The 23,100-nt window shown below is 34.1% G+C and carries 18 protein-coding genes; 13 read left to right on the top strand and 5 right to left on the bottom strand.

What is annotated here, in order from left to right; genetic code table 11:
- Window positions 1-133: 133 nt before the first annotated feature.
- From DER71_RS09150 to DER71_RS09190, 9 genes are all read left to right on the top strand, one after another.
- The gene (locus tag DER71_RS09150) at window positions 134-1,231 is read left to right on the top strand and encodes a sodium/proline symporter (protein WP_255416539.1); all 1,098 of its coding nucleotides are present in this window, start codon (window positions 134-136) and stop codon (window positions 1,229-1,231) included.
- Between the two features lie 202 nt (window positions 1,232-1,433).
- Entirely contained in the window at window positions 1,434-2,198 is a 765-nt protein-coding gene (locus DER71_RS09155) for an exodeoxyribonuclease III (RefSeq protein WP_114458547.1), read from the top strand.
- A gap of 165 nt (window positions 2,199-2,363) precedes the next feature.
- Entirely contained in the window at window positions 2,364-3,452 is a 1,089-nt protein-coding gene (locus tag DER71_RS09160; protein WP_114474579.1) for a threonine synthase, read from the top strand.
- Window positions 3,453-3,469: 17 nt separating this feature from the next.
- Window positions 3,470-4,753, top strand: a complete 1,284-nt coding sequence (locus DER71_RS09165; protein ID WP_147267763.1) for a hypothetical protein — start codon at window positions 3,470-3,472, stop codon at window positions 4,751-4,753.
- A 265-nt stretch (window positions 4,754-5,018) separates the two neighbouring features.
- On the top strand, window positions 5,019-6,203 hold the full coding sequence (locus DER71_RS09170; RefSeq protein ID WP_114458550.1) for a glycine betaine/L-proline ABC transporter ATP-binding protein: 1,185 nt from the start codon (window positions 5,019-5,021) through the stop codon (window positions 6,201-6,203).
- Window positions 6,204-6,222: 19 nt separating this feature from the next.
- Window positions 6,223-7,164: an ABC transporter substrate-binding protein gene (locus DER71_RS09175; protein WP_114458551.1), complete on the top strand. Its 942-nt coding sequence runs from the start codon at window positions 6,223-6,225 to the stop codon at window positions 7,162-7,164.
- 74 nt (window positions 7,165-7,238) lie between these two features.
- Complete coding sequence (locus DER71_RS09180) at window positions 7,239-8,084, top strand: proline/glycine betaine ABC transporter permease (protein WP_114458572.1); 846 nt, start codon at window positions 7,239-7,241, stop codon at window positions 8,082-8,084.
- Window positions 8,071-8,379 (top strand): diguanylate cyclase, encoded by a 309-nt coding sequence (locus DER71_RS09185; RefSeq protein ID WP_147267764.1) that lies wholly within the window; start codon window positions 8,071-8,073, stop codon window positions 8,377-8,379. Before DER71_RS09180 ends, DER71_RS09185 begins: the two co-directional genes overlap by 14 nt.
- 334 nt (window positions 8,380-8,713) lie before the next feature.
- Complete coding sequence (locus DER71_RS09190) at window positions 8,714-9,916, top strand: cyclopropane-fatty-acyl-phospholipid synthase family protein (RefSeq protein WP_114458553.1); 1,203 nt, start codon at window positions 8,714-8,716, stop codon at window positions 9,914-9,916.
- Window positions 9,917-10,576: 660 nt separating this feature from the next.
- Here DER71_RS09190 and DER71_RS09200 read toward each other — a convergent pair.
- Together DER71_RS09200 and gdhA are read right to left on the bottom strand one after the other, a co-directional pair.
- On the bottom strand, window positions 10,577-11,077 hold the full coding sequence (locus DER71_RS09200) for a hypothetical protein (protein ID WP_114458554.1): 501 nt from the start codon (window positions 11,075-11,077) through the stop codon (window positions 10,577-10,579).
- 60 nt (window positions 11,078-11,137) lie between these two features.
- On the bottom strand, window positions 11,138-12,496 hold the full coding sequence (gene gdhA, locus DER71_RS09205) for an NADP-specific glutamate dehydrogenase (RefSeq protein WP_199505596.1): 1,359 nt from the start codon (window positions 12,494-12,496) through the stop codon (window positions 11,138-11,140).
- Window positions 12,497-13,361: 865 nt separating this feature from the next.
- Between gdhA and thrC the strand changes: the two genes are divergently transcribed.
- From thrC to DER71_RS09220, 3 genes are read left to right on the top strand one after another with little or no spacing between them, the layout of a single operon-like run.
- Window positions 13,362-14,369, top strand: coding sequence for a threonine synthase (gene thrC / locus DER71_RS09210; protein ID WP_255416540.1), 1,008 nt, complete (start codon window positions 13,362-13,364; stop codon window positions 14,367-14,369).
- Window positions 14,362-15,096, top strand: coding sequence for a DUF1385 domain-containing protein (locus tag DER71_RS09215; RefSeq protein WP_114458556.1), 735 nt, complete (start codon window positions 14,362-14,364; stop codon window positions 15,094-15,096). The genes thrC and DER71_RS09215 overlap by 8 nt, the downstream gene beginning before the upstream one ends.
- 4 nt (window positions 15,097-15,100) lie before the next feature.
- Window positions 15,101-17,044, top strand: a complete 1,944-nt coding sequence (locus DER71_RS09220) for a fructose-1,6-bisphosphatase (RefSeq protein ID WP_114458557.1) — start codon at window positions 15,101-15,103, stop codon at window positions 17,042-17,044.
- 190 nt (window positions 17,045-17,234) lie between these two features.
- Here DER71_RS09220 and rpoD read toward each other — a convergent pair whose 3' ends face one another.
- Window positions 17,235-18,146: an RNA polymerase sigma factor RpoD gene (gene rpoD, locus DER71_RS09225; protein WP_114458558.1), complete on the bottom strand. Its 912-nt coding sequence runs from the start codon at window positions 18,144-18,146 to the stop codon at window positions 17,235-17,237.
- A gap of 770 nt (window positions 18,147-18,916) precedes the next feature.
- Between rpoD and DER71_RS09230 the strand changes: the two genes are divergently transcribed.
- Window positions 18,917-20,890 (top strand): diguanylate cyclase, encoded by a 1,974-nt coding sequence (locus tag DER71_RS09230; protein WP_114474580.1) that lies wholly within the window; start codon window positions 18,917-18,919, stop codon window positions 20,888-20,890.
- Between the two features lie 104 nt (window positions 20,891-20,994).
- Here DER71_RS09230 and DER71_RS09235 read toward each other — a convergent pair whose 3' ends face one another.
- Together DER71_RS09235 and DER71_RS09240 are read right to left on the bottom strand one after the other, a co-directional pair.
- Window positions 20,995-22,083, bottom strand: a complete 1,089-nt coding sequence (locus DER71_RS09235; RefSeq protein ID WP_114474581.1) for an ABC transporter permease — start codon at window positions 22,081-22,083, stop codon at window positions 20,995-20,997.
- Window positions 22,084-22,115: 32 nt separating this feature from the next.
- Window positions 22,116-23,084, bottom strand: coding sequence for an ABC transporter permease (locus DER71_RS09240; RefSeq protein WP_114474582.1), 969 nt, complete (start codon window positions 23,082-23,084; stop codon window positions 22,116-22,118).
- Between the last annotated feature and the right edge of the window lie 16 nt (window positions 23,085-23,100).

The raw sequence follows: 23,100 nt of genomic DNA on the forward strand, positions 1-23,100 counted from the left end.
AATACAAAAGGCAAGTTAGAGGATATACTGTTGGGCTAACAGGATTTTAAGCCTGTGGAGATGGTGGGTTACCACTTCTAAGAAGCAGGAATCCTCGTGGGCTTGCCCCGAGGAGGGTCAAAAAACGGGTTTAATAAGAATTTTTTCAGCAGTGGTTACACTGCTATTTTTTACAATATATTCAGCATCCGGACTGGTAGCAGCCGGAAAATTATTTGAATCACTATTTAATATCGATTATTTTGTCGCTGTTTTTATTGGTGGTATAGCAATTGTGCTTTATACATTTCTGGGTGGATTTATGGCTGTTTCCTGGACTGATTTTTTTCAGGGAATACTGATGTTTCTGGCAATTACAATTGTTCCATTTTTTGCCTATTCCAGTGTCGGTGGAATGACAGGTATAGCAGATACGATGCAGATACAGAATATTTCTTTATCTTTAATGCCGGAAGGTTTTACTGCGGCAGCTGTTATTTCTGCGGCAGCCTGGGGTCTTGGTTATTTTGGTCAGCCGCACATATTGGCAAGGTTTATGGGTATTGATTCTATAAAGAAAGTACCGGGTGCCAGAAAAATAGCTGTAGTCTGGGTTGCTATCTCTCTGGCAGGTGCTGTACTTATTGGCCTGATAGCTATTCCTATGTTTCCGGAAATTCAGGATAGCGAAAAAGTATTTATAGGGATGATAAGGAATATATTTAATCCCTGGATAGGTGGAATTTTACTGGCAGCAATATTATCTGCCATTATGTCAACAATAGATTCTCAGCTTTTAGTATCTTCATCAACACTGACCGAAGATTTTTACAACAGAATTATTAAAAGGAATGCTTCCGAAAATGAAAAAATGTGGGTTGGGAGAGGATTTGTAATTTTAATTGCAGTAATAGCTTTTTTACTTGCTTTAAACCCTGAGAATACTGTTTTAGGACTGGTGGCATATGCCTGGGCCGGCTTGGGAGCTGCTTTTGGTCCAGTAGTATTATTTTCTCTTTTTTCTAAAAACACAACCTGGAAGTCTGCATTTGCCGGTATGCTTTTAGGAACAGCAGTACTTATTATCTGGAAACAAACTGGTTTAGGTGCACAAATGTACGAAATAGTGCCAGGGTTTTTGGTCAATTCTGCCACAATATTTGTTGTAAATATATTTTATAAACAGGACAACAGGGAAGTTATTGAAGAGTACAGTAGAGTAAATGAATTTTTTGTAGAAAATAATATTTAATTAATAAACTTTTGTTACCGATGATAGTTAAATTGTAAATGTAATTATCTAAAATGATAAAACATCTCTTCTTCTAAATTTCAGATTTAGAGGAAGAAATTTACATAATATTAAAGTATATTGTCAAATTTAAGTACTGCATGGATTCGACAATATCTATGTAAAGATAAATATGTAAATCAAAAAATGGAAGGAGATATTTATGCGTATTTATTCCTGGAATGTCAATGGCATTAGGGCGGTGGCCCGCAAAGGTTTTTTAGACTGGATAGAAGGAGAACAACCCGATATACTGGGGCTGCAGGAGATTAGAATACAGAATGATCAGCTGGAAAATAAGCTCAGAAATATAGATGGTTATCATTCCTATTTTAATTTTGCTGAAAAAAAGGGATACAGTGGTGTTGCACTTTATACTAAAGAAGAACCACTGCTGGTGGAAAATGGACTGGGAGTGGAGAGATTTGATAGAGAAGGAAGGGTTCTCAAAGCAGAATATCCTGATTTTGTTCTCCTTAATATTTATTTTCCTAATGGTAAGAGGAGAAAAAAAAGACTGAATTACAAGCTGGACTTTTATGATGAGGTTTTGGATTACTGTGAAAATCTGAGGGAAAACGGCAAAAAAGTTCTTGTTTTTGGAGATTATAATACTGCACATCATCCTATTGATTTAAAAAATCCAGAAGCAAACAAAGATACCTCTGGTTTTCTGCCCATAGAAAGAGAATGGCTGGATAAGCTGGAAGATCACGGCTATATAGATACATACAGATATTTTTATCCGGATAAAGAGACTTATTCCTGGTGGAGCTACCGCACAAGAGCTAGAGAAAGAGATGCTGGGTGGAGGATAGATTATCACTTTGTTTCCAAAGAACTGAAGGATAATCTAAAAAATGCTGATATTCTGACAGATATAATGGGTTCTGATCACTGTCCTGTAACAGTAGAGCTGGAATTTTAATTTTATTTTAAGCAGCCGATATTTTTTTAAAAAGGCAAATATTAAAAATGAAAAAACTTCCTGTAATTCACTAATTGACTGCCTATCCTGCTGATGTTAAATTATAATTATTCTAATAAAAATATTGATTTAAAAAATAAAAGTTTAAAAATGGAGGTGCGGCTGGTGAAATATATCTGCAGTAGATGTAATAAAACAGAAGATATAACAACACATAAACCTGCATGTGAGTGTGGGGGGTTGTGGAAACTTGACTACAGAAATAACAAATTTTCAAATACGATGATAGTAAAAGAACACTGGAATATGATGAGGTACAAAAACTTTATTCCGGTTAATTCAAAAACCTGGGCGGAAATAAGCCTTGGTGAAGGTATGACACCAATGGTAAGGCTTAATAAAAATCTTCTGCTGAAAATGGATTATCTTATGCCTACACTTTCATTTAAAGACAGGGGTGCTGCTGTGCTGATAGCTCACTGCAGAGATATTGGGGTAAAATCAGTAGTACAGGACAGCAGTGGAAATGCAGGTAACAGTATTGCTGCTTACTGTGCCAGAGCAGGAATAGACTGTGAAATATTTGTTCCTGAAGGAGCTTCAGAGAAAAAAATTGAGATGATAAAATCTCACAATGCAGAAGTAACAGTTGTACCGGGAAGTAGAGATCACTGTGCAGATGTATGTCGAAAAAAAGTTCAGACAGAAGGAAAGTATTATGCCAACCATGTCTACAATCCATTTTTTTATGAAGGAACCAAAACTTATATTTATGAGGTATATGAAGAGCTTAAATATATACCACAAAATATATATGTTCCACTGGGTAATGGAACCCTATTTATCGGTATAATGAAAGGGCTTGAAGACCTGCTTGCAGCTGGATTAATAGAGAAAATGCCGCAGATAATAGCAGTACAGAGTGAAAACTGTGCTCCAATTGCTGAAGCAGTAAAAAATAGGGAAAAAACTCCTGCTGATATCAATATATCTTCAACTCTGGCTGAAGGAATAGCGATAGGAAGACCCATGCGTGGGCCAGAAATACTTGACTATATCTATAAATACAGTATTGATGTAATAACAGCACCGGAAAATAGGATTTCAAAGGCAAAAGCTGAGCTGGCAGCAGAAGAAATTTATATTGAAGATACCACGGCAGCCACTTATGCTGCCTATTTAAAATACAGTCAGAGCAGAGAAAGCAATGTAGAATCACTGCTGCCGATGTGTGGTGCAGGATTGAAGAAATGAAAAGAAAGGGGAAATATATGAATAAAAGACTGTTCAAAAGACGTTTAATCTATGTGCTGATACTTGTGCTGACAGCAGGTGCTATTTTTTCTGTAAATTATTATTATGGAAATAAGATTTCTCAAAATTTAAAAAATGAGATAGAAAAAACTGCCGAGGAAAATGATTATCAGATTGAAACAGCCGAAATTACTGCCAATCCGCTGCTCAGAGAAATAAATGTAGGTAAGCTAAATTTAATTAATGCAGACAGGGGTAATTTAGAGCTTGATAATATCAATATTACTACAAGCTGGCAGCAGATTTTATATTATATTAAAAATGAAAATTTTGATTTAAACAAAGATTTCACGGTGGTTATAGATAGAATTTATTTTGCCAATATAAGGGAAAGCTTTCAGCTGACAGCAGAAAATGTGGAGGCTGATTTTGAAGGTGAGTTTGCACCAGAATATTTTTCTGATGCAGAACAGTTTTTGGTCCATGATCAAAATCTTAATCTTACAGCAGACAGGCTAAAATATAATTTTCCCTACTACAGAAGCTATGGTCTGGTAAAGGAAAACTGGGAAGATATCTCCACCTTTGACAATTTTAAAGCAAACTACAGTTTTGACGCAGAAACTAAAATTATGGATATAAATCAGCTGCAGCTAAAAAATCAATTTCTGGATTTTGCAGGCAGCCTGCATGGGAAATTAATTAAACTGCAAAATAAAAACAGAGTATTTTTCGAAAGCTTAAAAACAGATTATGATCTTAAATTAAATGGAGAAAATTTAGTAATCAATGAAAATCCAATTTACAGAGATTTTAAATTCAGTACATTGACAGCATCCGGTGAATTTGATATCTTTCTTGAAGACAGAGATAATATAACGTATCGCCCCAACAGCTTTGATTTTACAGCAGAGCTTACAGATTTTTATTTAACTTTAACAAATGAGATAAGGGAGGAACTGAAAGAAAACACATTTGGAATTTTTGGCAGCAGTGAGGATTTTGCCTTCCGCATAGATAACATGTTTTATGAACAGGATTATAACTACCCAGAGGGACATACCTATTCAGAACTTAATTCACCACTTATTGAGGCAAAATTAAATGCAGAATATATTTATCGGGGTAATAATCAGCCTTATCTTAATAGTGGAATACTTAAATTTAAACCTCTAACCGATAAAGCAGCAGGTATTGTTAATATACTAGAAATGCTGTATGGCAAAAAGCTTAACAGAGATAAGGACGGTTATATCACAATAGAAGCATGGGGAGATATGGGTAATCTACAGTTTAAATAATATTTAAAAAACTTTGAAGATAAAAACTAAATATTTATCTGCTCTAAATATTTATCTGCTCTATAATTTGACAGTCCAAGTTATATTTGTTATCCTATTTAGCAGGTAAAGATTGTGATACACTATTTTCAATATATAAGTCTGATGTTTTTGCTGATAATTCTTTGAACGCTAAGGTTTAAGATATGTTTAACCATTTACATGTCTTAAACCTTTTTTAGTTGTGGGGACAGATTTTTTTAAAATGAGAAAGAGGTGGATATGATTGAAGATAAAAGTAAAGGATCTATATAAAATATTTGGTAAAAACCCGCAGAAATCACTTTCACTGCTGGAGGAAGGATTATCTAAAGATGAAATACTTGCTGAGACAGGAGATACAGTTGGAATCAATGATGCCGGCTTTGATGTAAAAGAAGGAGAAATATTTGTTATAATGGGTCTTTCCGGAAGCGGGAAATCTACTTTAATCCGCTGTTTAAACAGGCTGATAGAGCCTACTAGAGGGAAAATAGAAATAGATGGAACAGATATCATGTCCCTTAATAAAAATGAACTAAGGGAATTTAGAAAAGAAAAAATAGCCATGGTGTTTCAGAATTTCGCTCTTTTCCCCTATAGAACAGTACAGGAAAATGCAGAATTTGGTCTGGAAGTTCAGAGAGTCGAAAAAAAAGAAAGGGAGAAAAAAGCAAAAAAAGCTTTAAAACAGGTAGGTCTGGAAGGATGGGAAGATCAGAAGCCTGATCAGCTGAGCGGAGGTATGCAGCAGAGGGTCGGACTTGCCAGAGCACTGGCAGTAGACACAGACATACTGCTGATGGATGAACCATTTAGTGCTCTGGATCCACTTATAAAAAAGGAGATGCAGGATAAACTGCTGGATCTTTATGAACACATAGATAAGACAATAGTATTTATAACACATGATCTGGACGAAGCCCTTAAACTTGGTGACAGAATTGCAATTATGAAAGATGGAGAAATAGTTCAGATTGGAAACCACGAAGAAATTCTGACAGAAGCTGAAAATGATTATGTTAAAGAATTTGTACAGGATGTGAACAGATCACGGGTACTGTGTGCGGAAGATATAATGGATAAACCGGTTGCACTGCTTTATTATGAACAGGATGGACTTCATACTGCTCTGCACAAAATGAGAAAACATGATCTGAGCAGCATATTTGTTGTTGGAAAAAATAGAAAATATAGAGGGATAGTTGAACTGGAAGAAGTGGTATCTTCGCTGAATAGAAAAGATAAGTCTATTGATGATATCATCAAAAAAGTGCCGGCTGCAGATCCGGCTGAAAATCTAGATGATCTTTTTGCTCAAATTGCCGATCTGGATACACCACTACCTGTACTTGATGATTCAGGTAAATTAAAAGGAATTATAGTTAAAACAACTGTGCTTGCTAATCTTGCAGGGAAAAATTTAAAATAAAAATCTGGAGGGATATCAAATGAAAAAATTTAAACTTATTTCTATTTTTTTAATTCTTACAGCTGTTGTAGCAGTTACAGGAATACAGGCTCCTGCAGTAAGTGCTCAGGATGACACAATTGACTTCGGTTATGTGCAGTGGCCGGGAGTAACAGTTAAGACACATGTTGCAGCAAAAATTGCCGAATATCTGGGCTATGATGCTGAAATGACTTCTGGATCTCAGGCAATAGTATTTAAAGGTCTTGATACAGGTGATCTGGACGTATTTCTGGGAAATTGGATGCCGACTATGAAAATGCACTTTGATAAATATGAAGAAAAGGGCTCAATACACAATGTGAGAGTAAATCTCTGGGATGTTGTCTATAAGACAGCAGTACCGGATTATGTATATGAAGCAGGTGTAACTTCACTCAGTGATTTAAATAAATATGCAGAGAAATTTAATAGTACGATTTATGGAATCGAACCTGGTAATGAAGGTAATATTATCATTCAGAATGCAATAAAGAATAATAATTATAACTTAAAAGATTGGAAACTGCAGGCAAGCAGTACTGCAGGAATGCTAACTGCTGTTAAAAGAGCAGTAAATAATAAAGAATGGATTGCCTTTAATGCTTGGAAACCTCATTATATGAATGTAATGTTTGATATCAGATATCTTGAAGATCCAGAAGGTATCTGGGCAGAGGGAGAAAGAGTATTTACAGTAGTAAGAAATGGATTTGAAGATGAAAATCCTAATTATTATAAATTCTTAAAGCAGTTTAAAGTTACTGCACCAATACAGAATAAATGGATAGACAGTTATAAAAGACAGGGCAAAAATCCAGAAGTTGTAGCAGAAGAGTGGATTGCAGATAACCTTGATGTTGTAAATCAGTGGGTCTATGGAGTAGAAACTGTTGATGGAAGAATGGCCCGTAAAGCTATTAAAGAACAAATAAATAATTAAATTACTATAATAAATATAACTAAAATTGGGCGGTATCAGGTTTACAATGATGCCGCCACTTAAACATGATAAGGATGGTGATCGACATTAACAATTTAATGAACTTATTAACGACTAAAATTCCACTGGGTAACTGGGTGGAAAATTTGGTGAATTTCTTAATAAATAATTTTAGTGGGCCACTAAACAGTTTTGCTTCAATTATAGAATATGTTATAGGTCATATTGAAGGTATGCTGGCTTTTCCTCATCCTTTAATTCTAATAATATTATTTTCACTGCTTGCCTGGAAACTGAAAAATATAAAATTATCTGTTTTTGTTGCTCTTGGTTTAGCACTGGTTTTAAACCTAAATATGTGGGAGCCTCTTATTATAACTTTAGCTTCAATTATGACTTCAGTAATAGTGGCACTTGTAGTAGGAATACCAATTGGTATTTTAAAAGCTCACAATAGAGCAGTTGATCTAATAACAAGACCTATACTGGACTTTATGCAGACAATACCACCTTTTGTATATTTAATTCCTGCTCTAATGTTTTTTGGACTGGGCAATGTCTCCGGAGTTATAGCAACAGTTGTATTTGCTATAGCACCTCCAATTAGATTAACTTATCTTGGTATTAAACAGGTGGATACAGAGCTTAAGGAAGCCGGTCATGCTTTTGGTGCAGACTGGTGGCAGATACTATTAAAAATAGAACTGCCAAGTGCAATGCCTTCTATCATGATGGGGATAAATCAGTGTATAATGCTGTCACTTTCCATGGTAGTTATTGCCGCAATGATAGGTGCAGGAGGTCTTGGAAAACCTGTACTTCGTTCACTGAATGTAGTAGATATAGGGCTTGGTTTTGAAGCAGGACTGGGAGTTGTAATAATTGCTATGATTCTGGACAGGATGTTTGGCAGGGATTAAAAAGAACTCAACCCAACTTATGAAAAGCTCACAGGACTTTTTACAGAAAAAGCAAAAGGAAAAACACCATCAGGACTTTTTACAGAAAAAACAGCTGCAAAAACAGAAAGCAATTACAGAAGGTGTCTGCAGCAGAATAGATGAAAAATTTAAAGAATATAATAAAAACCATAAAATCTATCCACATCTCAAAATTTCTCTGGGTTTTGCCGTTAAAGATGTTGAAGATGATCTGGAGCATATATTCAGAAAAGCAGATCGGCGAATGTACAGAGAAAAAGATAGTGTATGTTAAAATTAATAATTTAAAGGCCCTCTTAAAGAAAAGTTTGATAAAAACTCTTCTTTAAGAGGTTTTTTTAATTTAACAGATATTTTTGTAATTCAGTAAAAATATATTTATAAGGATTATAAATATTTAATTAAAGCAGCAGATAAATTTCGTAGTCTGATGCTGTATTGGAGCAATATATGTAACTTTTATGTAAAAATTTGATTTAAATATATCTGCTAAGGCAGCAGTGTAAATTTTGATTAATTAAAAAAAATGTATTATAATATACTAAAAGATAACAGAAAAGAATCTATTTTACTTTTGTTTAACAGACAAATGGAAAGGAGAGCTTTTTATGTTAACTAAAAAAATATTAGATAAAATTTTTAGTCAGTTGGAGGGAGAAGAGTTTAAGGTTGTCTACTGGGATGGAGAAGAACAGTCATTTAACACAGATAATAGTTCTAATTTTAATCCTGCCTTTACACTTTACATAAATGAAAAAATATCTTTAAATCAGATCAGAAAAAATCCTCAGGTAGAGATTGCTGAAGCATATATGAGGGGAGATGTAGATTTTGAAGGTTCCTACAAAAAACTTATCAAAATGATTGCAGAAAATAGTGCCAGTCTAAAAAATGAGGCAGAAAATTTAGGTACATACAGTGAATGGAAGACACAGAAAGATGCTTCCTTCAGTGAACAGGCCGAAGGTGTTCAAAAACACTATGATCTGGGTAATGACTTTTTTTCACTGTGGCAGGATAATACTATGACATATTCCTGTGCATATTTTAAAAATAAAGATGACAGCCTGGAAAAAGCACAGCAGCAGAAAATGGATCATATTTTAAAAAAATTAAATATAGAATCAGGAGATAGAATGCTGGATATCGGCTGTGGTTGGGGTGGACTGGCCATCAAAGCAGCAGAAGAATATGATATTGATGTACTCGGTATAACTTTAAGTGAGGAACAGGTAAAAGGTGCCAACGAAAAAATAAGACAAAAGGGCCTTTCAGATAAAGTTAAAATTATAAAAAAAGATTACCGCAAACTGGCAGAAGAAGGAGAACAATTTGATAAAATAGTAAGTGTAGGTATGTTTGAACATGTGGGTAAAGAATATATTGAAGAATATTTTTCAGCTGTAAAATCTATGCTTAAAAAAGGTGGATTATCTTTACTGCACAGCATTACCCATCTAAGGGAAGATCCAACCCATCCCTGGATACAAAAATATATTTTCCCATGGGGATATATACCTTCTTTAAGAGAAATTGTCTGGCATCTGGGAGAACAGTCTTTTCACCTGCTGGATGCAGAGAATATTGGTTTTCATTATGCACTTACTCTGGAAAAATGGCTGGAAAATTATGAGCAAGTTACTGATCAGGTTAGAGAAAAATTTGATGAAGAGTTTGTTAGGATGTGGAGGATGTTTTTAATGGGTGCAATGTCTGCATTTAGATATGGTGATACTGATGTTCATCAGGTGCTGTTTTCCAGTGGAAAGAATATAGAGCTTCCTTTAACCAGAGATTATATGTATAATTAAATTAATCTTATCTTGAGATTTTGATGATGGCCCGTAACCAACCGGACTGTGTTACTGTATAAATTCAGCTGCACTGCGTTTTATACCGGTAGATAAGATGGAAGAAGAAAGATATGGAGATTATCTTTATCTATTCAAAGAAAAATAGATCACCCCTATGTGTTTGGGATAGTTGTCGTGGGGCACAGATAATTGTTTTGTCCTTATCACAGATCAAAACAGTATTTTAAAAATTATTCTATTAACACTTTTTTATAAATATAAGTATATAAAAAATCAACAACTTGCAAATATTAATGCTCTCCTTTCAGGTAAATGGATTCCAATCATTGGATCTATCTACTTTTGGGAGAGCATATTTTTATCAGGATTTTTTTAGAAGCTGCCAGACTTCAAGCACAGCAGCAGCTGATAAAACTAATATAGTGTATAGTTCAAATTTAACAGATTTAACAGCATATTTAACAATTTAGAATATTTAAAGTCCATTTAAATTTTAAGAAATAACAGTTGTGTGATCTAAAAATTAGAAAACGATGTTCTTCTAAGCTGTATCAGTTTTATTGCTGTAAAATTGCACTTAAAAATTAATGAGGCTATTATGAAAGAGCCTCAAAAAATAGTATTTTACTTAAAGAATGTTTTTAAATAGACAATTTTTTATTTTGAATCAAAGGTCTGCCTGTGTAGTTTACCATTTTCATCTAACATTATTTCAGTAATTTTATCTAGATAAGGAACATCATTTTCTTTTTTACAATCTAAAGTATGAAATTTTTTGCCTAGTGATTTTCCCTCTTTTGAATTCATTCTTAAGATTTTCATGAGTGAAATTGGATGTTCCGGTTCTTTAACAGTAATAAGTGCTGTGTCTTCCACTGCTGCAGCTTCACTAATAAGTTTTTCGAAGTCAATATCATCGATTCCCGGGATTAATAAAAAGTCAGCATCTGTCTCTAAATCATCAAATCCTTTTACCTGCTGGCAGCTAAAACTCTGTTTTGCAGCAGCCATCAGTGATGCTAAAAGAGGTCTGATACCTGCTGATCTGTGGCCTGAAACTACTATTGATTCTTTTCTTTTGATTGCAGAATCAATATATTCTCCTTCTTTTTCGGAAAAAAATCCCTGTTTAACAAATTTTTCAATCATCTTGTTCATAAATATCACTCCTCATTCTATAATATCATAATTACAGCAGAATTTAAACATAAGTTAAAATTATATAACTCCCTGATCAAGCATTGTATCTGCTACTTTCACAAAGGAAGCAATATTTGCACCCGCAATAAGATTGCCCTCCATACCGTATTCTGCAGCAATTTCTGTAATATTATGATAGATATTTACCATAATCTGCTGCAGTTTTTTATCAACTTCTTCAAATGTCCAGCTGGTAAACATGGCATTTTGTGTCATTTCAAGTGCAGAAGTGGCTACACCACCAGCGTTGGCTGCTTTACCTGGAATATATAGTACATCATTAGACTGGATAACATTTATTGCTTCAGGTGTTAGAGGCATATTGGCTCCTTCTGCCACCATCATAACACCATTTTCCACCAGTTTTTCAGCTAATTTTTTGTCTATTTCATTCTGCGTTGCACAGGGAAGTGCTATATCACAGGGGATAGTCCAGATATCAGCACATCTGTCCAGCTTTTTTGCTTCAGGTGTTTCTTCCAGATAATCTCCAATCCTGCCTGTGTGTGTCTGTTTTATCTCTCTTACAGTTTCTAAATCTATACCATCTTCATCATAAATACAGCTGCTAGAATCACTCATAGCAACAACTTCGGCTCCCAATTCTTTGGCTTTTTCACAGGCATGTAGTGCTACATTTCCAGAACCGGAGATAAGAATCTTTTTCCCTTCTAAACTTTCACCATTATCTTTTAACATTTCATTTAATATGTAAATTAAACCATAACCGGTTGACTCTGTTCTGACAAGACTGCCGTTCCAGGCCAGACCTTTACCTGTCAGGATACCTGTCTCATATCTTTTTTTCATTCTTTTATACTGACCAAAAAGATAACCAATTTCTTTTTTCCCGACTCCTATATCACCAGCAGGGATATCTGTTTTATCACCTATGTGGTGTGACAGCTCTGTCATAAAACTCTGACAGAACCGCATTATTTCTCCATCTGATTTTCCCTTGGGATCAAAATCACTGCCTCCCTTACCTCCACCAATAGGCCTGTCTGTGAGTGCATTTTTGAAAATCTGTTCAAATGCGAGAAACTTAATAATTCCAGAATATACAGTTGGATGAAATCTTAATCCACCTTTATATGGACCTAATGCACTATTAAACTGCACTCTGCAGCCTCTATTTACATGAACTTTCCCCTCATCATCCACCCAGGGAACTCTAAATAATATCTGTCTTTCCGGCTCAACTAGACGTTCTAAAATTCCATTTTCCTCATATTCAGGATGTTTTTTTAGTACAGGCTCAAGAGAAATAAGTACTTCCTCAACAGCCTGATGGAATTCTACTTCCCCCTGATTTCTCTTTTTTACTGTTTCAAAAACTCTGCCTGTATAACCATCCATACTGTTTACTCTGCTCATAATGCTCACTCCTATTTATTAAATTTAAAATTAAATATGATGCTTTCAGAAAAAATTTCTCTTAAATTATATACTATTATATTTTATGGAAGAATTCAATGGAGAAAGAATATTTTTTTGCGAAAAATAGTAATAAATTGCTTTTAAACTATAATATATTTCAAATTAAATAATTTTAAGGCAGATAATATTGAAATATCTATATTTTTTTGTTATATTTTCAGTTTTTTGATATATCTGTGCTGAATTAAAAAGAAAAATGCGGAATTTTAAATTTAATTTATACTTTTGATTGTGTAAAATAAAAATATATTAAACAACAATATTGTACCTATAAATATAAAGCAGTAATGATTATTATGTGAAATTTAAAAAGAGTGAAACTTGAAAGAAGTAATAAATTTTCTTTTGACATTTAAAAACTGCAGATAATATGGTATAATTTTCAATAAATATTTAAAGCATTGTTCAATTCTATTATTTATTTAAAGATTACAGAAAATTTAAGAATCATTTTTGTAATGAATAAAAATCAATATAGATGTAGACAAAAAAATCCCTTGGTAGAATGTAGAAGCAGAAATTTCAGAATCTGCAGTGAAATAAGCTGTTAAAAGCTGCAGTATGAGCTGGACAGGAGGTAAGTTAAATTAAACTTAAATCTGATATTTATTTAAAATCTGTATTTGCTGGAAAAAGTTTTAAAAAATATCCCATAACCAGGATAAAGGAATGGTCAGATAGTGGAGATCCTCTGGAAGTTGTTATACCGGATATAGATAAAGCAGAAATAAAGGATGGAGCTTCAATTTGGGAAAGATTTGCTGATTTTTTTATATTTAAAGATATTGATACATATTATTCTCTGGGAGAAGGTAATACCTCGCTTATTGAAGCAGGTAGTACACTGAAAGAATACTGCGGCTCAGAAAATATTTTTCTAAAAAATGAAACTCAGAATCCAACCTGGAGTTTTAAAGATAGAGGTACATTCATATGTACCTGTTTTGCGGCAGTACTTAATGAACCTCTAACAGCAACGATATCAACAGGAAATATGGGTAATTCTACTGCTGCATATGGAAGTAGAGCCGGCATTAAAACAGCAGTTTTTTTACCTCATTATACATCGGAAGAAAAGATCTCAGCGATTGGAATACATGGTGCAGAAATTTTTAAAATAAAAACTGATAATTATTCAGATATGAAAAATGCAATTCTTAATAGAGCAGAAAAACTTAAAATAAGGGTTGTTTCCGGTAATGGGCCAATTCGAATAGAAGGATATAAATCAACAGCTTTTGAACTGTTTGAGCAGACAGGTGGTAATTTGCCTGATTATATTGCTGTACCAACATCTGCTTGTGGACATATACGGGGAATATTTAAAGGTTTTAGAGAATTAAAGGAAGCCTCTATTATAGAAAAGATGCCGAAGATGATAGCTGTCCAGTCAAAAAATATTAATCCTATTGTGGCAGCTATTAAAAATAATAGAGAAGATATTATACCGGCATTAAATAAAAATAGTATCGCTGAAGCTATAACCACCGGCAGACCTTATGGAGGCAGGGAGATTATAGATAAAATATATAAATATGGTTGGCTGGCTGAAGATGTCAGTGAAGAGGAGATAATAAGAGCACAAAAATTGATTGCTGAAGATGGTTTTTTTGTTGAAGCTGCTTCTGCCACTACGGCGGCTGCAGTAAAGCAGCTAATAGAAATGGGTAAAATTAAAGCCAGCGAAAAGGTGCTGCTTATGTTAACTGGATCCGGACTAAAGGACCTTGAGTCTGTTAAAGATTACACATATAATATAAATAAAGTTGATCTGGATAATATTGAGGAGTGGATGACAGCTGATGAGTGATAAAGAAAATATCGGTGGGCGTGCATATAAAAACGGTGTGCGCCTTATGGACAGCAGAAGATCTGTTAAGGCTTACTATGATGAGGATAATAACCTGCAGATAAGTATTTCTTCAGTGAAACAAAATGATTATTTTAGGTACTTTAAAAAGATTCCCATTATAAGGGGTATTTTTGCTCTGTTTTTTGCCCTGTGGGAATTTTTTAAAGAGGTTTTTAAAGAGCCGAAAAAATACTGGTTTGTTTTTTTCATCCTGGCAGCAGATATAATTTTTTTTACCATTCCCGAATCTGCTGGAGAAGGATTTAAAGAAATTTTCTTTTTAATCTATTTTTCAATTCCTCTAATTTTGATCCTTTTATTTAAAAGTACTGTATCTGAAGTTCTCAAATTTCATGGAGCAGAACATAAAGCTGTAAACTATTACGAAAATGGTTCAGAAGGTGAAATTGCTAATTATTCTAGAATTCACAAAAGGTGTGGCAGCAATATTGTATTTTATTATCTGCTGATCACATTTATATCAGGTTTTTTCAATATTGGAATCAACTTTTTTATCCAGGAGATATTATTTCTGGGAATTGCCTATGAAATTATGAAAATAACACCTGACAGACTGCTTTTTATTCCGTCTTTTTTTCAGAAAATATTTGCCAGAGAACCGGAAGAAGAGCATATTAAGGCTGCAGAAGCAGCACTCAAAATTTTAAAAAAAGGAAGCAGGTAAGCAAATGAGAGATATCGATTATTTAAAATTATTATCAACCAAATTTCCTAATGTTCCTTCTGTGAGTACCGAAATTATAAATTTAAAGGCAATATTGAATTTACCAAAAAGTACTGAACATTTTTTAACAGATCTGCATGGTGAACATGCGGCATTTAAGCATATGCTTAGAACGGCATCTGGATTAATAAAATTTAAAATTGACATGATTTTTGGAGATGAACTAAATAAAGCAGAAAGAGAAGAACTGGCAGCTTTGATTTTTTATCCAGAAGAAAAGATAGACAGCCTTAAGGGAAAGGACAGGCTGAGTCAAGACTGGTATAAAAATTCTCTCAATAGAATAATTAAATTGTGCAGAGATGTTTCTTCAATATATACCCGTTCAAAAGTTAGAAAAGCTCTGCCGGAAGAATTTGCCTATATACTTGAAGAACTGCTGCATTTAACAGAAGATGATCAGAACAAAAAAGAATATCATGACCAGATTATTTCTACAATTATAGATATTGGTCAGGCAGAAAACTTTATTGAATCACTTTCAGAACTTATTCAGACATTTAGTGTTGATACTCTGCATATAATAGGTGATATATTTGATCGGGGACCTGAACCACACATGATTTTAGAAGAGTTGAAGTCACATCATAACTGTGATATACAGTGGGGGAATCACGATATTCTCTGGATGGGAGCCGGACTGGGGCAGAAAGCTCTTGTTGCTACTGCGGTCAGAATTTCTCTGAGATATGGTAATCTGGAACTTCTCGAAGAAGGTTATGGAATTAATATGCGCCCACTGGCAAGACTTGCTATGAATGTTTACGGTGGAGATGTTTATGAGGATTTCCATCCTAAACTTATAGATCGAGAATTAGAAAAAAAGGAAGAAGCTGTTATATCTCAGATGCAGAAAGCTGCTGCAGTAATACAGTTTAAACTTGAGGGTAATTTAATTAAAAAAAGAACTGAGTTCGATATGAACGAAGCTTTGTATTTAGATAAGATAGATTATCAAAAAGGTATAATTACTTTAGATGGAAAAGAATATAAACTTACAGACAGCTATTTTCCAACAATAGATCCTGAAAATCCGTATGAGCTTAATCAGGAAGAAAAAAAAGTAATAGATCAATTAAGTAATTCTTTCAAAAATAATGATAAATTACAGGAGGATATACGATTTTTATTCAATAATGGAAGTATGTATCTTAAATATAATGGGAATTTGCTGTATCACGGCTGTGTGCCATTAACAGAAGCTGGTGAGTTTGCTTCTTTAAAAATAGAGGGCGGAAAATACAGTGGGAAAAAATTGATGGATTTTTTTGATGATATAGTACGCAGGAGTTATTCATATAAATATGAAGAAAAGGACTACAGGGATTGGCTGTGGTATTTATGGCGCGGAGAATTTTCTCCACTTTTTGGAAAAGATAAAATGACAACTTTCTGCCGTTATTTTACAGATGATAGTTCCCTTTATAGAGAAAAAGAAAATCCCTACTACAGGTTGAGGGAAAATGAAGATATCTGTAATATGATATTAGATGATTTTGGGCTTGATCCAGAAACTGGTCATATTATTAATGGACATACACCTGTCAAAGAAAAACAGGGAGAGAGTCCAATCAAAGGGCACGGTAAACTTCTTGTAATAGATGGAGGTATTTCGGCAGCATATCAGAAGAAGACCGGGATAGCCGGTTATACTCTTATTTATAATTCAGATGAGATAAGGATAATATCTCATGAACCATTTATTTCTAAAAAAAGAGTAATTGACGGACAGGTAAGTAATGTTTCTTCTATAAGAGTGGTGGAATTTGTCGGAAGACAGAAAATTGAAGATACAGATATAGGTAAAAGTTTAAAATCCGATATTAATGATTTAATGGATCTCCTTGAGGCATATAATAAGGGGATTATTAAGGAAAAGTATAATTAATACTGATGTTAACATCGGCCAGTCTAAAAAGATATTTATTTATGCTATTTTAAATTTATATTCAAATAGCAAATTATAAATAAAAAGCAGTAAAAAAGAGATAGTTGTAATAAACTATCTCTTAGCTTCATCTTATAGCTTCATCTTAATAATTAATATTTCAATATAATTATATTGAAATAAATCTTCTTTATAGATAACCTCTCAGTTTTTTACTTCTGGTGGGATGCCTCAATTTCCTGAGAGCTTTAGCCTGAATCTGTCTAATTCTTTCTCTGGTTACACCAAATTCTGTGCCGACCTCTTCTAATGTACGCTGACGGCCATCTTCCAGCCCAAAACGAAGCTCTATAATCCTTTTTTCTCTATCAGTAAGAGTACTCAGCACATCATCCAGCTGATCTTTTAACAGTTCAGAAGAAGCTAATATATCTGGTGCTGGTGCTTCCTGATCTTCTATAAAATCTTTCAGCTGACTGTCATTTTCTTCACCAATCGGAGTATCTAAGGAAGCAGGCTGCTGATTCATGACCAGCTTTTTAACTTCCATAACTTTGTCTGGTTCCATATTCATTTCTTCACCAATTTCTTCAAGAGTAGGTTCTCTTTCTAGTTCTTTCTGCAGTCGCTTTTCCACTCTTCTCAATTTGTTCATGGTTTCTACCATATGAACAGGAATTCTTATAGTCCTTGCCTGATCGGCAAGTGCTCTTGTAATAGACTGTCTAATCCACCATGTTGCATAGGTGCTGAATTTATATCCTTTTGTATAATCAAATTTATTAACGGCTTTCATTAAACCTTTATTGCCTTCCTGAATTAAATCCAGAAAAGACATTCCCTGACCAATATATTTCTTAGCAATACTGACAACAAGTCTTAAATTAGCCTCTATTAATTCCTGCTTTGCTTTTTCTTCACCTTTTTCGATGCGTTTTGCAATCGCCACTTCTTCTTCTTTTGTCAGCAGGTCAACTTTTCCCATCTGCTTCAAATATACTCTCACAGAGTCATCAATTCCTGCACCAGCAGGGATAGAAAGATCAAGTTCCTTATCTTCATTATTTTCATTCTTATTACTTGCAACTTCTTTTTGAGACATATAAAACTCCTCCTTATAGCCATTGCCTGACACAACAAATCATTATAGTATAAAAGTATCGATTTGTCAAGTGAATAGAGAAAGGAGTTTCCCCAAAATTTATTTTCAAGCTGCAAAAAGGGGGCTTTAGTCATCAACGAAATTTTTAGATTTATCTAAAACTCAATTCGGGTGTGAAATAGGGCACACTAATCAATGAGTCCTCCTGACTCATGATTAGCTCACTCCATCCTGCAGTTCAACCCTATTTCTTCCTTCATTTCGTTAAGATTCATTGACTAAAAATTTCAATATTCCTGCATCTCCCCTTTTTGCAGCAGTATATAAAAAATGGGGAAAGTCTATAATAGAGAATAAAAAAAACAGAAACATGTAGATATATCTTAATAATATTGAGAAACCCCCTCATTAAATAAAGACAGGGTTTAGAGAAAACTTTTTTAACAGGAAGTTTTTTAAAAAATTTATATATATATATCTTTTAATTAATAGTAAAATACTCAAGTTAATTATATTATAGCATATATGTGATTTGTGTGTCAAGTTGTGTAGTATAAAGAATTTCTCCAAAATAAAATTGCTTTTTTGAAAGATTAATTTGTAGTTTTTAGATAAAAATGTTAAAATAATTATAAACATATGTTAAAATAGGAGGAGTTTGTTAAAATTAATATTTATTTAAAACGGCCAGGAAAACATCAGGCAAGTAGTTTATCTGTAATTTATCTGATGAAAAATTATTGTGTGATATTTACAGAAAGGAGAAAATTATGAAAAAAAATATCATAGTTTATGCTATTATGTTAATGTTTTTTATAATAGCAGTTCCCCTTTCTATTAAAGCAGATATCTTTGACGATATTGCAGATGTTTTTAATTCTCACGGTTTTATTATGCTTTTAATTATTTTGCTTTTATTTATCTTTACTTTTATTTTGTTCAAAAATTACAGGGATTTAAAAAACAAAAATAGGGTTCTGGAAAATTTTAATAAACTCAGACAGATATTTATTGATGCAGATGACAGCCTCATATATTTAAAAGATGAGAAATTGAAATATATTTTTGTAAATAAAACGGCAGCTGATTTTTATAACCTTTCTAAAGAAGAAATTATTGGTCTGGATGATTATGATCTGACAGATGAGTTTTTTGCCGATATCCGCCACAACACAGATTTAAAAGTAATGGAAACTGGAGAATTAGTTGAAGAGGAAGTGAGGTGGAATGGGCACATCTATAAAACTACTAAATTTCCAGTTGAACTAATAAGTGGTGATTATGGGATAGGTGCATATATTAAAGATGTAACAGAAGAATATAAGTTAAGCCAAGAATTAAAAGTAGAAAAAAATAAATATTTTCGCACACTGCTTTTTATAGGTGATGGTGTAATTCTGGTTAATAATGACCGCAAAATAGAAATGATAAATAAAGCAGCTGAACGACTGACAGGCTGGCATTTTGAAGAAGCTGAAGGCAGAGATTACAGAGATGTTTTAAATTTTATTTACCTGAATAATGATAAAGAACTGACAGATCCTATTGAAGCAGTATTTGCAAGTGGAAAGGTTGAAAAACTTGAAGATAATGCTGCTCTTATATCAAAAAATGGGGAAAAATATTTTTTGGATGATTCTGCTGCCCCTATTTTTGATGCAAATGGAGATCTTTATGGAGTGGTTATTGTTTTTAGAGATGCTACAACTGAAAAAAAGCGTCAGGAGAAGATCGAGTATTTAAGCTATCATGATCCGATGACAGGTTTATACAACAGGCGTTTTTTTGAAGAAGAATTAAAAAGGCTGAACGTGGAAAGAAATCTTCCGGTATCGATAATTATAGGTGATCTGGACGGCCTTAAGCTGACAAATGATATTTTTGGACATGATGCTGGAGATAAACTTATTCAGCAGGCAGCAGAAGCTTTTAAAGAAGCCTGCCGTAAGGATGATATAATTGCCCGCTGGGGAGGAGATGAATTTGTCGTTTTACTCCCTAATACAGTAAAGGAAGATGCTGAAGCTGTTAAAGAGAGGATTAATGAGTGTTTTGAATCTAAAAAGGCGCTTGCACTTGCTGCAGGTATATCAATGGGTGTCGGAACACAGGAAGAAAAGGCAGGAGAGATAATAGATTATCTAAATAAAGCAGAATCAGCCATGTATTCCAGCAAAAGTGTAAGCCGGACCAGCAATGATCAAATACATATAAATAATATTATTGATATTCTGCACAGTAAATGTGCCAGAGAAAAAACTCATGCAGAAAATGTATATAATCTGTCGGTAAAATTTGCAGAAGAACTCAAGCTGGACAAATCAGTTTTAAAGAAAATTAAAAATGCTTCCTATTTCCATGATATAGGTAAAGTTGCTGTAGATACCGACATATTAAATAAAAAAGAATTTTTAACAGATAAGGAGTACGAAGACATGAAGCTGCATGTTTCCACTGGCTATAGAATATTAAATTATTTCAACCATACTATAGATATAGCTGATGATGTGCTCTCACATCATGAGAGGTGGGATGGAAACGGCTATCCAAGGGGGTTGAAAGGCAAAGAGATATCAATGATTGCAAGAATAATTGCAGTTGTAGAAACTTTTGAAAGCATGACAGCAGCTGATTCCTATTCGTGTAAACACAGCAGAGAAGAAGCACTGACTGAAATTAGAAGATGTGCTGGAACACAGTTTGATCCGGCATTAGCCGAAAAATTCATTAAGTTTATCAGCTGATTGATATAGGTACCGGGTACAAAAAAGCTTTTTTGTACCCGGTACATGAGATTAATTTCACTTGAATCTGGTACTATTTAGTTGTTTGGTACCCGGTACCATAATTATTTTGGATCCAGTGCATCTCTCAGGCCATCTCCCAGAATATTATAGCTTAATACTGTAATAAAGATAAAAAAGCCGGGCAGAAGGAGCCAGGGGAAACTGCTTATTTTACTGACATTTTGGGCGGCTGAAAGCATATTACCCCAGCTTGCCGAGGGTTCCTGAATTCCCAGCCCTATAAAGCTCAGTCCACTTTCCATGATAATATAACCTGGAATTGCAACAGTAGCTCTGATGATAATATATGTTGTTGTATAGGGGAGGATATGTTTAAATATGATTCTCCTGTCACCTGAGCCCAGTGCTCTTGCTGCAGCAACATAATCTTCCTGTTTTACTGAAAGCACCATACCTCTTATAACTCTAGCCATACCGGCCCAGCCCTGAAAGGCCAGGATAGATACAATAAGAAAAAATCTGAAAGCAGAAGATAAATCAAGTGGAAGAACTGCAGCCAGGGCCAGCAGAAGATAAAAACTCGGAATAGACATTATAACTTCTACAACTCTCATTATCAGATTATCTATCCAGCCTCCATAATAACCGGAAATACTGCCCACAATTACACCAATTATGGTGGTGATAATAATTGCCACAAAACCTATAAATAAAGAGACTCTGCCGCCAAAGAGAATGCGGGTAAATATATCCCTGCCAAAACTGTCACTTCCCAGCAGAAAAATAGGTATATCATCTTCAACCTGAAATAAATGAATATCTGAGCTGAAAAGTCCCAAAAGACTGTACTCACTACCCCTGCTGAAAAAATTAAGGTAATATTTCTGGCTTTGGTCAACTTTGTATTCACCCCAGCCTACAGCTTCAGTTTTGTATATATATGGAGAAGAAAGGCCATCTTCATCTGTAAAGTGTATTTTAGTTGGTGGATGGTAAAAATGCTTTTTAAATACCTCTGTACTTTCATAGGGAGCAATAAAAGGTGCAAAAATGCTCAAAATATACAGTATTATTATAATTACAGCTGCTGAAAGAGCAAAACTATTTTTTAAAAATCCCTGGAATTTTCTCTTCCGGGGTGAAATATTTTTAAAATCTTTATCCACTTTATTAAGTTTTTCTGTCGGCATTACAGCTCACCTCATTTGCTGAAATAATATAATTAGTCATAACTAATGCGCGGGTCATTTAGAGCAAGCATTATATCTGCAGCAAGATTACCGATAATAAGCATCAGGCTTCCCATCATCATCCCCGCCATAGCAAGATAGAGGTCCTTGGACCTGACTGCTGTCAGCATCATATTTCCCAGACCAGGCCAGCCGGTGACTATTTCAGTCAGTGCTGCTCCACTGAAAAGTGAGCTGAGCTGAAAACCAAAAATAGTTATCATAGGGTTAAGAGCATTTTTAAGTGCATGTTTGTAGATGACTTTTCTTTCTTTTAAACCTTTGGCTCTTGCTGTGCGGATATAATCCTGATTTATTACATCCAGCATCTGTCCCCTCATCTGGCGCATCAGAGAAGCAGTACTGGCAGTACCCAACACAACTGCTGGTACAATTAGATGTTTTGCAATATCGATTACTTTTTCAACTGGTGTCATGTAATCATACATAATGCTGGTCATACCGCTGATAGGCAGAGGAATATTAAGCCTGACTATAAGAAACAGCAGCAGCAGTGCAAAAAAGAAATTTGGAATTGACAGACCAATAAAAGAAAAAGTGGTAAAGATATTGTCCAGTATGCTGTAGTGGTGTGTTGCAGAGTAAATACCAACCGGTATAGAAATCCCCCAGGCGATAATCATCGCAGCAGCAGAAAGAATAAATGTATTGAGCAGCCTGCTGCCTATAATTTCTGCCACAGGTATTCTGTAGGTGAAAGATTCTCCCAGATTTCCCTGCAGCAGTTCTTTTAACCAGTATAGATACTGTACTGGTACACTTTTATCCAGACCAAAATCTTCTTCCATAGTTTCTATAAGTTCAGGTGATATATCAGGATTCATTTTTATTTGATCAAGATAGCTGCCTGGAGAAAGCTGCATAATAAAAAACGACATAATAGAGATCATAAAAAGAAGAGGAATTGTAATAATAATTCTTCTAAAAATATAGTTCCTCATCTTTTTATCCTCCTCT

The sequence above is a fragment of the Halanaerobium sp. DL-01 genome, assembly GCF_003338615.1.
Classification (GTDB): Bacteria; Bacillota; Halanaerobiia; order Halanaerobiales; family Halanaerobiaceae; genus QPJE01.